Here is a 12924-nt window from a genome sequence, read left to right as displayed (position 1 = left end):
GCTATTGTAATGCGGCGCACTGGCGCCTTTTATCCGTGTTCCCCGCCACGCTGCTACTGCGACGTTTGCGTGCTGACCGTCACCGCTACGTCGAGCTCCTCTTCGAGCCCGCCGATGCGCCGTCCGCGCACCGGCGCCGCCGCCTCATAGTCGCGCGCGACCGCGAGCCGGCAGTAGATCTCGCTGGCAAACCCGGCGTGCGTCACGTCGATCGAAATCCAGCCTGTGCCTTCGAGCCACACATCGACCCACGCATGACTCGCGCCATGCGGCACGTCGCCGGGTTCGATATAGCCGCTCACGTAGCGCGCTGGCACGCCGCGCGCGCGGCAGCACGCGAGCATCAGATGCGCATGGTCCTGGCACACGCCGTTGCCGAGCGCGAGCGCCTCGGCGGCCGTGCTCGTGACCAGAGTCACGCCGGGCCGGTATTGCACGCGCTGCACGATCTGCTCGGACAGCGCGATCAGGCATGCCGGGTTCGCCAGATTCGGCACCGACTCGGCCAGTTCGCGGATCGCGCCGTCGACTTCGGTCAGGCGCGTCGCGCAGGTGAAATGCTCGAGCGGGATCGGGCCGGGCGGATCGCGCAGCACGCCGTCGATCAGCGGCATCGTGTCCACCTCGCCCGTCACGCGCAGATGAATCTCGTCGTGCGGCTTGTTGATGACAAGCGTATGCAGCACGTTGCCGTATGCGTCGAGCGTCGCGTCGAGCTTGCCCGGCGCGTCGATGCTCCAGCGCCGCACGGTCTGCCCGGCGCCACTCGTGGGCGTCAGGCGCAACTGCTGGATCGAATAGTGAACCGTCGCTTCGTAGCGATAGGAGGTGTCGTGGCGGATCGTCAGGTACATGAGAAAACTCCGTCAGGCCACTGGCAGCATCAGATAAGTGCGCGCCACCAGGTTGCCCAGCTCGAACACGCGAGCGAGGAACTGCGTCAGATAGGCGTGCAACCCAGTTTCGAAAATCTGCCGGATGTCGGCATACAGCAGTTCGGCGCGCAGCTTGCCGGCGAAGCGCTCGCACTGATTCGAGCCGGGCGTACGCAGCATCGCAAGATTGGTGCACACGCCGTCGAGCGAGGCGAGCAGCGAGCGCGGCATCTGCTGATTGAGGATCATCAGCTCGACGACGCGCGCGGGCGTCACGACGTCGCGATACACCTTGCGATAGATCTCGAGCGCCGACACCGAACTCAGGATGGAGGTCCAGTAATAGAAGTCCTCGAGCTGGCGCGCGGCGTCGCGCGAATTCGGCTCGACGTTCGCAAAACGCACATCGAGAATCCGCGCGGTGTTGTCGGCACGCTCCAGATACGTGCCTAGCTGCGTGAACAGGAACGCGTCGTCCTGCAGCGCGGTGCCGATCGTCACGCCGCGCGACAGATGCGAACGGAACTTGACCCACTCGAACAACGAGCCCGGATTGCTCGCGGCTTGGCCGCTCGCGAGCCGCTCGTTGAATTCGAGCCATGTGTCGTTGATGGTTTCCCACCACTCGGTCGTCAGCGTGCCGCGCACCGCGCGGGCGTTTTCACGCGCCGCCTGCAGGCATGAATGAATGCTCGACGGATTGCTCGCGTCGGCCACCATGAAGTCGAGCACGTGATCGTGCGTCGGTTCGTCGTAGCGCTGCGCGAACGCGCTTTCGAGCTCGGAGATGCGCAGCACCGAGCGCTGCGCGCGGGCCTCCTGTTCGGGCGTCTGCGGCAGCAACTGGGCCTTCAGGTTGATGTCGAGCATGCGGGCGGTGTTCTCCGCGCGCTCCATGTAGCGGGCCATCCAGAAGAGATGATCGGCGGTTCGGCTAAGCATGACGGCGTTCCATGTCTGTGATCTGAACGCGCGAGGCCTTCGTCAGCGACGAAAGTCCGCGCTGGTTATCCGTTAAGCGCCAGCGGCGCATTGCGTGCCGCTTGCAGCGCATCGGGTTGCTGGTGTCGCGCCCTGCTCTGCTCGCTTGCCAGCGAGGTGCGGGCGCGGCGGCAACCGCGTCAGTCGACCATCCAGGTATCCTTGGTCCCGCCTCCCTGCGATGAATTGACGACCAGCGAGCCCTCCTGCAACGCGACGCGCGTGAGGCCGCCCGCGACCAACGTGGTGGTTTTGCCCGACAGCACGAACGGCCGCAGGTCGATGTGCCGCGGCGCGACGCCCGATTCGACGAAGGTCGGACACGCGGATAACGCCAGCGTGGGCTGCGCGATATAACCAGCCGGCCGCGCGATCAGCCGCTCGCGGAAGGCCTCGACTTCGGCCTTGGTCGACGCGGGGCCGACGAGCATCCCGTAGCCGCCCGCGCCGTGCACTTCCTTGACCACCAGTTCCGGCAGATGCGCGAGCGTATAGGCAAGGTCCTCGGGCTTGCGGCACTGATAGGTCGGCACGTTGTTCAGAATCGGCTTTTCGCCGAGATAAAACGCGATCATGTCGGGCACGTACGGATAGATCGATTTGTCGTCCGCAATGCCGGTGCCCATCGCGTTCGCGAGTGCGACGCGGCCGGCGCGATACGCGGTCAGCAAACCCGGTACGCCGAGCGCGGAGTCGGCGCGAAACGCGAGCGGATCGAGAAAGTCGTCGTCGACGCGCCGGTAGATCACGTCGACGCGCTTCGGTCCCTGCGTGGTGCGCATGAACACGTAGTTATCGTCGACGAACAGGTCCTTGCCCTCGACGAGCTCGACGCCCATCTGCTGCGCGAGGAACGTATGCTCGAAATACGCGGAGTTGTACATGCCCGGCGTCAGCACGACGACGACCGGATCGTCGACGCCCGCGGGCGCGACCGAACGCAGCGTATCGAGCAGCAGGTCGGGATAATGCGCGACCGGCGCGATGCGGTTCTGCACGAACAGCTCGGGGAAGAGCCGCATCATCATCTTTCTGTTTTCGAGCATGTACGACACGCCCGACGGCACACGCAGATTGTCTTCGAGTACGTAGAACTCGCCTTCGTCACCGGCGCGCACCACGTCGACGCCCGCGATATGCGCGTAAACACCGAGCGGCACGTCGACACCCTGCATCTCCGGACGATACTGCGCATTGGTATAGACCTGCTCGGCCGGCACGATACCCGCGCGCACGATGTTGCGATCGTGATAGACGTCGTGGATAAACAGATTGAGTGCCTGCACACGCTGCCGCAAACCCGCTTCGAGCGTCTGCCATTCGCCGCGCGGAATGATGCGCGGAATCAGATCGAAGGGAATCAGCCGCTCGGTGCCGGACAGGTCGCCGTTCACCGCGAAGGTGATGCCGACGCGCCGGAACAGCAGGTCCGCTTCCGCGCGCTTGCGTACGATCGCTTCATCGCCCTGTCTGTCCAACCAGCGCTCAAAACGCGCGTAATGCGGCCGTACGCCATCGTCGTGATGGCGCATCTCGTCATAGCATCGCATCTCAGCCTCAGTCTTGTTTCAAATAGAAGGCGAATGCGCTGCGCATTCGGTATTCGAGCTTCGATCAAGCAAGCGCTATGCCATTGAATGTGTCGTGGTAGAGCGCGCTGACGTGCACGCTAACGGCGCATCCGCGGGACATCGGATTGTGTTGATCGTACTGTCGTGGCTCATGATGCGCCAGTCAGGTGCGCGCGCGCCATCAGGGAGCACACTATGAGCGGCGCGATAGCGATTTCGCCAATGGATTCGGCGAGCATACGAAGCGTGCGCATAAAAAAGGCCCCGTGGATTTTCCTCCACGGGGCCTTCGATGACCTGCGAGCAGGCGCTAATTCAAGCACTCAAACGTCAGGCATGGTTAAACATAACAGCGCCATGCCGACGCCTGGATTATGCGAGCAACGCGCTCAAGCAGCGGCTGCGTCCTTCAGCTTCTTCAGCGGGCGTGCCTTGATACGCACACTTGCCGGCTTGGCCGGGAACCAGCGCTCTTCACCCGTGAACGGGTCTTTGCCGAAGCGCTTCTTCTTCGCCGGCACAGCCTGCACGACAATCTTCAGCAGACCCGACAGCGTGAATTCGCCAGCGCCCTTCTTATGCACCGTGCCGAGGATCGTGTCTTCGAGCGCGGCCAGCACAGCCTTGGCGGTCTTCGGTTCCACTGCAGCACGTTCAGCGATGTGAGCGGCCAACGAGGCCTTCGTGAAGGTGTCCTTGATCGGCGACGGTGCGCCAGACGCCTTCACGGCGACCTTCTTGGCTGCGACGGCTTTCTTCGCAGGAACTTTCTTTGCAGCAACCTTCTTGGTCGGTACCGGGGCAGCAGCCTTCTTGGCCACCTTTTTTGCGGAAGTCGGCATGTTTCTCCTACCTGTTGTGGTCAGTGAATTGCTCGAAGCGCACACCGTATATGCACGCTTCAACGCCGGATTCTACAAGCGCTAAAGCGATTTGCGCGACTCTTTTATGTATTGCGATGAAGTTTTTTGCGCGGCGCCGACAGTGCAACACGTTTTAGTACCTGTTTTAGCGGCTAAAACGTGCGCGGCGAGGTCTTCGATATGGAGGAGTAACGCGCGTTACAGTTCGTTTCGGCTGCGATTTCGAGGCACTTGCCGCGGGGCGACCTGATGTTTTCGCCCCTTGAATCAGGGCATTTTCTTCGTTTGACGCGTCAAGCAACCCACGCCCCCACGCTTCGACGATGCCTACGCCTCGCTCGCGGCGAGCTTCGTTTCAGCGTGCGATGCGCGGCAGGATGCCGGCGAGCGTCGTCAGCGCCGCGTCGATATGTTCGGCCGCGATGCTGCCATAGCCGAAGATCAGTCCAGGCTGCGGGGTCACGCGATGGTGAAATGGCGCGAGTCCATAGAGGCCGATCGACGCTTCACGCGCGGCGGCGACGAGCGCCTCTTCGCCGCGCGACGCCAACGGTCCCTTCAGCCGCGCCGCCAGATGGATGCCGGCGGTCGGCACGATCGGTTCGAACCAGCGCGCGAGAGCGCCTTGCAGATGCTCGAGCAGCATCGCGCGGCGCGCCGCGTAAGCCTTGTGCATGCGCCGCAGATGGCGTGCGAAGTCGCCATTGAGCATGAACGAGGCGAGCGCCGTTTGGGTCAGCGTGCAGCCGTGACAATCGGCGATCTGCCGCGCCTTCAACAGCGGGCCGTGCAACGACGCCGGCGGCACCAGGTAGCCGATCCGCAGCTCAGGGAAGATCGTCTTCGAAAACGTGCCGACGTAGGCGACGAGGCCGGCGCGATCGAGACTCTTCAGCGGCTCCATCGGCCGGCCTTCGAAACGGTACTCGCAGTCGTAGTCGTCCTCGATGATGACCGCGCCGCGCTTTTCCGCCCATTCGAGCAGTTCGACACGACGCTCCAGGCTCATCGGCATACCGAGCGGAAACTGATGCGAAGGCGTCACGTAGACGAGCCGCGCCTTGTCCGGCAGCTGGCCGACGATCAGACCTTCGCGATCGACCGGCACCGGCACCACGCGCGCCCCCGTCACCGTGAAGCATGCATGCGCGGGTGGGTAGCCGGGGTCTTCGATGGCCGCGACTTCGCCGGGCCCCAGCGTGACGCGCGCCATCAGATCGAGTGCGTGCTGCGCGCCCTGCGTGACGATCACGTCTTCCCAGTTGCTCGCCACTGCGCGGTTGAAGGCGAGGTAGCGCATGATCGCGAGCCGCAGCTGCTGCTCGCCGGCGGCGTCGCGATAGGTGCCGGGGCTGCGCGCCTGGCCGCGTAGCGCGTGATTCACGCAGCGGCGCCAGACGTCGAACGGAAACAGCGTCTTGTCGGTCGCGCCGCCGACGAAGTCGAGCGGCGACGGCACCGACGGCCGCGGCAACGGCAGGCTGTCGGGCATCTGCTGCCACAGCGGCTGCGCACGCGCCGCGGCCTTCGCTTGCGCGGCAGCCCGCTCGCGCGAGTGGTCTGCCGCGCGCGCGTGCGCGGAGCGCTCGGCAGGTAGCCGTTCGAGCCCGTCGGCGACGAAGGTGCCCGAACCGGCGCGGGCGGTCAGATAGCCTTCGGACAGGAGCCGCTCGAATACGTCGAGCGTGGTCTTGCGCGACACGCCGAGCTGCGTCGCGAGATCGCGCGAGGACGGCAGACGCGTACCGCCAGCAAGGCGCCCTCCGAGAATGCCCGCGCGCAACTGCCGATAAATCTGTCCCGACAGATCGTGATGGCCTTCGACCGCAATGTGAATGTCCATTCAGGTGGTTACCTCGAATCACCACGAAACGTTGCGATCAGCGGCTGGAACCGGATTGCGGTGTCGTTCAGGAAGATGCCGGAGTCGCCGGCGCGCGGCTTCGGCGGGCGTCAGAAGACGACGGAAACCGCCACCGCGAGCCAGATCGCGCTCACGCCCGCGAGAAACAGATGCCGCGCGATGCGCACGCGTGAGTCGCTGTTCTCCGGCTCGACGGGACTCGTCGCCATCCACGGCACGAGGCCGAGGCACGCGAAGCCGGCCAGCGCGAACACAAAGACCACGACGTCGGCTTTGTGCCACGCGGTCGGCTCGTACATGCCCCAGTAGCCGAGAAACACGATGCCGATCGAGAACACGGTCGCGGAAGCGGCGCTGAGCGCGGGCACCGATCCAGTGGGTATCGGCATGCTTGACCTCCGATCGTCTGGTTGCGGCGACGCTCGCGCGCGGCGTTCCATCCACCGCCCCGCGTTCGCGCCGGCGCCGGCGAGCCGTCACGAAGTGCGGGTCTGGCGCGCTTCGTACGTCTTCAGATGACTATAGGCGATGCGCAGCAGCGACAGGTCATGCTCGCTCTTCTGCGCGTCGCCACCGCGCGAGATCAGGTCGCCGAGAATATGATCCGCCTCGGTGTGCGAGCGGTTTTCGACGTCGCGCAGCATCGACGCGGTCAGCGGCGACGGCGTCAGCAGCACCTGGGTGGCGCGCGCGTCGAAGTCCGCGGCCATCGTGAAGCCGTTGTGCTCGGCCACCGCGCGGCATTCGCCGAGCAGATTTTCGATTGCGCGCTTGCCGTCGGGCGCAGTCAGAATATCGCCGACCGAACCGCGCATCAAGCACGTACTCGCGGCCAATGTGGCGAGGAACACCCACTTTTCCCACATGCGCAGCAGGATGTTGTCGCTGACCGCGACATCGAAGCTAGCGCCGGACATCGCATCGGCAATCGCCTGGGTGCGCTCTGACGTGCCGCCCACCAGTTCGCCGAACGTGATCGCATGCATGTCGTTCAGATGCACGACGTGCTGCTCGGCATTGAGCGTCGCGGCGATCACGCACTGGCCGCCGAGCACGCGCTCTTTGCCAAAACGTGCGCTCAGCACCTCGATATGGCGCATGCCGTTGAGCATCGGCAGGATCAGCGTCTGCTCGCCGACGAATGGCGTGAACGAATCGATCGCGTCGTCGAGACTGTAGGCTTTGCAGCTGAGAAGCACGACGTCGAACGGCTCGGCGGCGACACCGGCGAGTATCGTCTTCACGTCGCGCAACCTGAGATCGCCGCGCGGGCTGTCGATGACGAGGCCGTCCTGCCGTAGCTTTTCCGCGCGGCCGGCGCGTACGAGGAAGGTCACGTCCTGCCCCGCCGCCGCCAGACGTCCGCCGAAATAGCCGCCTACCGCGCCCGCTCCTACTACCAGAATTCGCATCTTGAGCCTCTTGAAAGGTTTCGATTTGCCGATCATGCGTGTCGCTGGTGCACGCATCCCGATGGTGCCGCGTGTGGGGTTCTTGTGCACGAATGTAGCAAAGATCGAGGATCGGTTCCGGGGAGGCTTCACTGCCCGGCCGCCACCGTGTCCCCCTGCTCCCACCCACCACCCAGCGAACGGTACAGCGCGATCGCCGAAAGCGCGTGTTCGCGCCGGGCCTGATTCAGCGACTCCGAGTCGCGCAGATACGCTTCCTGCGCGGCGAGCACATCGAGGAAGCTCGACGCACCGCCTTTGTATAACTCGGTCGACAGACGCAGCGCATGATTCGACGCATCGAGCGCACCACCCAAACGCTGCACCTGCACCGCGCCGCTGACCAGATCGCTGCGGTTGTCCTCCACCTCCTTCAGCGCTTGCAACATCGCCTGCTGCAAAGCGAGCTGCGATTCGCGCATGCGGCTCTCGCTCGCGTCGATGTTCGCGGTGATGCGCCCGGCGTTGAAGATCGGGCTCGTCGCGTTCAACGCGGCGCTGAACAGGTTATCGGTCAGCGTCGGCAAGCCGAGGTACGACGACGCAAGCAGCCCATTCGTCAGATTGATCTTGAACTGTGGATAGCGCTGCGCTTTCGAGACCCCCACTTCCGCCGCGCGCTGTTCGACGAGCGCATAAGCGGTGCGCACGTCGGGCCGATGCAGCAACGCATCGGACGGCAACACCTGCGGCGCGCTTTGCGCCGGCACCGGAATCTCGCGCGCGTCGGCAAGCAGCAGCGTATCGAGGCTTTCCGGCGTACGCCCCGAATACACGGCGATCAGACTCAGTTGATGCTGCACCGTCGATTGCATGCGCGGAATCTGTGCCTGCAAGTCCTGCAACTGGTTCTGCGCGCGGGCGACGTCGAGCTGCGTCGACAGTCCGTAATGCAGACGCTCCTGCGTGAGCTTCAGCGCGCGGCTGCGAATCTGCTCGTTGTCGTCGAGGATCTGCAACTGTGCCTGCGCCCAGCGCAGATCGATATACGCGGCCGCCGTGTTCGCGGCGAGCGCGAGCCGCAACTGGTTCAGCGCCGCGACGCTACCCGACACCTGCGCCTGCGACACGAGCACCGCGAGACGTTCGCCGCCGAACACGTCCGGCGTCCAGCTCGCGGCCAGGCCGAAACCGGCCTGCCGCACATAGCCGAGCGGCGGCGGCGTGTTGCGCCGCTCGATGGACGCGCCCGCGTTCGCATTGAGCTCCGGCACGAGCGCCGCGCGATCTTGCGTCACCAGGTCCTGCGCCTGCTTCACGCGCTCGGCCGCGGCCTGCACGTCGAGGTTGCCGATCAACACCGATTCGATCAGTCGATGCATGACCGGGTCGCCGAATTGCGCCCACCATGCGTCGGTGTTCACGCTGTCCTGCGGCGCGGCGACGCTCCACGCGGCCGGCGCGAGCGTCTGCACCGTATGCGGCAAATCCGCGTGCGTGGCCGGTTGCACCGCGCAGGCCGCGAGCGTCAGGAATGCCGCGCTCGCCATCAAGTTCATCACGATCCGATTCATGTTGGAGTCCTAGTGGGCATCGGGTGGCGGTGCGGTGTTGCCGAACGGGCGCGAGAACAGCACGCTCAGCAGACCGACCACGAAGCACAGCGAAACCGCCAGAAAGGCGTCGGAGAACGCGAGCACCAGCGCTTCGCGCATCAATGCCGCGTGCAATTCGGCCAGCCCCGCATTCGCAGCGTTCAATACATCCCCGCCGATTGCCGACAGATAATCGGCCTGTTTCCGCAGGATCGATTCGACGACCGGACGGCCCGCGTTCAGATGTTCGTCGAGCCGTTCGTAATGCAGGTTCAGGCGGTCGTTCAACATCGTGCTGCTGACCGCGATGCCGATCGCACCGCCGAGATTGCGCATCAGATTGAACAAGCCGCTCGCGGAGCGCAGCCGCGACGGCGGCAACGCGCCGAGCGCCATCGTGACGATCGGCGGAATACAGAACTGCTGTCCAATGCCGCGCAGCGCTTGCGGAATCAGCAACTGCTGCCAGCCCCACTGGTTCGTCAACGGCACGTACAGATAGCAGCCGACGCCAAACAGCACGAGTCCGAACACCATCAGCATGCGCATGTCGACGAAGCGCGCGAGCGCCGAGTACGCGGCGAGCGCGAGCAACTGGAAACAGCCGACGGACAGCAACGCCAGACCGATCTGCAGCGAATCGAAGCCGCGCACGCGGGCGAGAAACACCGGTGTCAGAAACACGGTGCAGAAGATCCCGATTCCGGTGATGAACGACAACAGACTGCCGATACCGAAGTTGCGCAACGCCAGCGCGCGCAGGTCGACGATCGGTTCCTTCGCGGTGAACGCATGCACGAGGAACAGAAACCCGCAGATCGCCGCAACCCACGCGCACAGCACGATCACGTCGTCGCCGAACCAGTTCTTGCGCGGCCCTTCTTCCAGCACGTATTCGAGGCAGCCGAGAAAACCCGACATCAGCACGATGCCGAAGTAGTCGCCCTTTTTCAGCAGCGACAGATCGACCGTGTCGATATGCACGTATTTCGGCACCAACAGCGTGACGGCGACGCCCGGCACCAGGTTCAGGTAGAACAGCCAGTGCCATGACCATTGCGACGTAATCCAGCCGCCGATCACCGGTCCGATCGTCGGCGCAAGCGACGCCAGCGCGCCGATCGTCGTCGATGCGATCAGGCGCTGCTTGCCGGGAAACAGCACGAACGCGGTCGTGAACACGGTCGGAATCATCGCGGCGCCGAGCGCGCCTTGCAGACCGCGAAACAGGATCATCGAGTTGATGTCCCAGGCGAGCCCGCACAGCATGCTGGTCACGGTGAATCCGAACGCCGAGAACGTGAAGAGCCACCGTGTCGAGAACACGCGCGTGAGCCACCCCGACATCGGAATCACGATGATCTCCGCGATCAGATATGAGGTCTGCACCCACGAGAGTTCATCCTGGCTCGCGGACAGCCCGCCACCGATATCGCGCAGCGACGACGCGACGATCTGGATATCGAGCGTCGCCATGAAAAAGCCCAAGCACATCAGCGCAAATGCGAAAACCTTGGTGCGGGTCGGCTGGTCGGCGGGGTTGTCGAGAGCGTCAGTCATGATCGGTTCATCCCTGCGCGGCCGGATGGCCCGCATCGACGTGCACTTTCACTGTCGCGGACAGGCCGGGACGCAACACGCGTTGCATGTCCTTGGGCACGTCGAGGCGCACGCGCACCGGGACGCGCTGCACGATCTTCGTGAAGTTGCCGGTCGCGTTTTCCGCGGGCAATACGCTGAAGGTCGCACCGGTCGCCGGCGCAAGGCTTTCGACCACGCCGCGCAGCGAAGTGCTCGACGCGTCGAGCTGGACCTCCACGCTGTCGCCCGCGCGCATCTTGCGCAGCTGGTCTTCCTTGAAGTTCGCATCGATCCACAGACCGCTCGCGGGCACCACGGTCAGCAGCGACACGCCGGTGTTCGCGAGCAGCCCGACGCGCGCGGTGCGATTGCCGACATAGCCGTCGATCGGCGAGCGAATCGTCGTGTACTCGACGTTCAGCGCGGCCACGCGCTGCGCGGCTTGCGCGGTCGCGATGCGCGCCTTCGCGTCGCCGATCTGCGCGTCGAGTACCGCGATCTGCCGTTGCGCCGCGAGCAGCGCCGCGCTGCTGCGATCGACCGCGGCGCGCGCTTTGGTCAGATCGGCGTCGGCTTTCTCGACGACCTGGTTCGATACCGCGTCGTCTTTCACGAGCTCGCGGTAGCGCGTCTGGTCGGCCGCGCTGCGCGTCAGCTCGGCGCCCGACGCGCGGACCTCGGCGGCCTGCTCGTTGATCGTCGCGAGTTGCAGCGATTTCTTCGCTTCGAGCTCGGTGACCGCCGCCCGCGCGCTCTCCACTTCCGCGTTGGCCTGCGCGAGGCGCGCGTCGTAATCACGAGCGTCCAGACGCACGAGTACCTGGTTGGCATGCACGAACTCGTTGTCGTGCACCAGCACGTCGGTGACGAAGCCGTTGACCTTCGGCGCCATCACCGTAACGTCGCCGCCGACGTAGGCATCATCGGTCGTCTCGACCAGCCGGCCGACGAAGAACCAGTACGACGTGGCGAGCGCCAGCACGACGACAACGGACAGGATCGCGAGCAGCATCCACGGGATACGCCGCGCCGCTCTGGCGGGTTGTGTGGCGCTCGGGGGCGCGACGGTCGAGGGAGTTGTGGACATGATATCGATATGTGCGTATGCACTCTTCACGTTGAAAAAAACGGCGCAGTGCGCCGGCCTCCGCTACCTTCGGCGATGACGTCAAAGGGAATCTCTGGTGATCGCAAATAGCTCGGTGCGTAGCGCGGCCGCGCGCGCCTCGCCGAAGCGGTGTTCGAATTCGGCCTGCGCGGCGTACCAGTGCGCGCGGCCCGCGTCTAGCCGTTGTTCGCCCGCGGCGGTCAGCAAAATCAGCAGCGCGCGCGCATCTGCGCCCATCGCCTCGCTCGACACGAGGCCGTCGCGCCGCAGCGGCTGGATCGTACGGACCAGCGTGGTGCGCTGCATGCGCATGGCTTCGGCGATCTGCTTCATCGTCATCGGACCGGTGCGATTCAGACGCCCCAGCAGCGAAAACTGCGTGATGGTCAGCCCGACATTCGACAGATGCCGGTCGTAGATCTGCGATACGTGGCGTGCGGCCTGGCGGATCGCAAAACAGTCGTCGTCGAAAAGCGCTTCCATTCGCTGCACTTCCTTTGCTTGTCAGTGCATATGCACACAAAATGACGTTATAGAACCCGCCGAAGCGGGTTCCTCTGCCGATCTAGTCCGTGATGCTGAAAAGCTCTGCGCGCAGCGTCTTCGCGCGTCCGCGACCGAACTTCTTTTCGAATTCTTCCTGCGCGGCGCGCCACGCGACGGAGGCCTGATCGAACATGGTTTCGCCCTGTTCCGTCAGACTGAACAGCAGCGTGCGGTTGTCGTGGTCCGCCGCTTCAGCCAGCACGAGGCCGTCGCGCTGCAACGGCTTCATCGCGCGGACCAGCGTGGTGCGCTCCATGACCATGGCGTCCGCGAGCTCCGCCATCGGCAGGTTAGGCGTGCGCGCCAGCTTCGCGAGGATCGTGAACTGCGCAGCCGTCAACCCGACGCTGCCGAGATGGCGCTCGTAGATCTGCGTGACGTACCGCGCCGCCTGGCGCAGCGCGAAACAGTTGCATTCGTCGTAAGAGATAGGGCGGTTCATAAAACCAACTCTATGTGTGCATATGCACGCTGTCAAGTTTTTTGCGGTTGGGCGGCGTTTGTGACTTGCCAGCAGAAAATGTTATGTTATAACATTTGGCTCAAGCC

The 12924-nt window shown here is 64.5% G+C and carries 12 protein-coding genes; all 12 read right to left on the bottom strand.

The window, feature by feature from the left end:
- Window positions 1–53 precede the first annotated feature (53 nt).
- The 12 genes from OKW43_RS08290 to OKW43_RS08235 all read right to left on the bottom strand — a co-directional run bounded on the left by OKW43_RS08290 (window position 54) and on the right by OKW43_RS08235 (window position 12817).
- Complete coding sequence (locus OKW43_RS08290; RefSeq protein ID WP_429446482.1) at window positions 54–854, bottom strand: transglutaminase family protein; 801 nt, start codon at window positions 852–854, stop codon at window positions 54–56.
- A 12-nt stretch (window positions 855–866) separates the two neighbouring features.
- On the bottom strand, window positions 867–1817 hold the full coding sequence (locus tag OKW43_RS08285; RefSeq protein WP_187637309.1) for an alpha-E domain-containing protein: 951 nt from the start codon (window positions 1815–1817) through the stop codon (window positions 867–869).
- Between the two features lie 179 nt (window positions 1818–1996).
- Window positions 1997–3406 (bottom strand): circularly permuted type 2 ATP-grasp protein, encoded by a 1410-nt coding sequence (locus OKW43_RS08280; RefSeq protein WP_187637308.1) that lies wholly within the window; start codon window positions 3404–3406, stop codon window positions 1997–1999.
- Window positions 3407–3816: 410 nt separating this feature from the next.
- Window positions 3817–4269, bottom strand: coding sequence for an HU family DNA-binding protein (locus OKW43_RS08275; RefSeq protein WP_187637307.1), 453 nt, complete (start codon window positions 4267–4269; stop codon window positions 3817–3819).
- 376 nt (window positions 4270–4645) lie between these two features.
- Complete coding sequence (locus OKW43_RS08270) at window positions 4646–6133, bottom strand: PLP-dependent aminotransferase family protein (protein WP_187637306.1); 1488 nt, start codon at window positions 6131–6133, stop codon at window positions 4646–4648.
- A gap of 110 nt (window positions 6134–6243) precedes the next feature.
- The gene (locus OKW43_RS08265) at window positions 6244–6543 is read right to left on the bottom strand and encodes a hypothetical protein (RefSeq protein ID WP_187637305.1); all 300 of its coding nucleotides are present in this window, start codon (window positions 6541–6543) and stop codon (window positions 6244–6246) included.
- A gap of 87 nt (window positions 6544–6630) precedes the next feature.
- Window positions 6631–7566, bottom strand: a complete 936-nt coding sequence (panE, locus tag OKW43_RS08260; protein WP_187637304.1) for a 2-dehydropantoate 2-reductase — start codon at window positions 7564–7566, stop codon at window positions 6631–6633.
- A 128-nt stretch (window positions 7567–7694) separates the two neighbouring features.
- On the bottom strand, window positions 7695–9119 hold the full coding sequence (locus OKW43_RS08255; RefSeq protein WP_187637303.1) for an efflux transporter outer membrane subunit: 1425 nt from the start codon (window positions 9117–9119) through the stop codon (window positions 7695–7697).
- A 9-nt stretch (window positions 9120–9128) separates the two neighbouring features.
- The gene (locus tag OKW43_RS08250; RefSeq protein ID WP_187637302.1) at window positions 9129–10700 is read right to left on the bottom strand and encodes a DHA2 family efflux MFS transporter permease subunit; all 1572 of its coding nucleotides are present in this window, start codon (window positions 10698–10700) and stop codon (window positions 9129–9131) included.
- 7 nt (window positions 10701–10707) lie between these two features.
- Complete coding sequence (locus tag OKW43_RS08245) at window positions 10708–11808, bottom strand: HlyD family secretion protein (protein WP_429446478.1); 1101 nt, start codon at window positions 11806–11808, stop codon at window positions 10708–10710.
- An 81-nt stretch (window positions 11809–11889) separates the two neighbouring features.
- Window positions 11890–12312: a MarR family winged helix-turn-helix transcriptional regulator gene (locus OKW43_RS08240; protein ID WP_187637300.1), complete on the bottom strand. Its 423-nt coding sequence runs from the start codon at window positions 12310–12312 to the stop codon at window positions 11890–11892.
- Window positions 12313–12394: 82 nt separating this feature from the next.
- Window positions 12395–12817: a MarR family winged helix-turn-helix transcriptional regulator gene (locus tag OKW43_RS08235; protein ID WP_187637299.1), complete on the bottom strand. Its 423-nt coding sequence runs from the start codon at window positions 12815–12817 to the stop codon at window positions 12395–12397.
- Window positions 12818–12924: the final 107 nt, after the last annotated feature.

It is taken from the genome of Paraburkholderia sp. WC7.3g (assembly GCF_050436345.1).
Classification (GTDB): Bacteria; Pseudomonadota; Gammaproteobacteria; order Burkholderiales; family Burkholderiaceae; genus Paraburkholderia; species Paraburkholderia podalyriae.
Note: the sequence above shows the minus strand (reverse complement) of the source record. Positions and strands in the feature narration are given on the sequence as shown.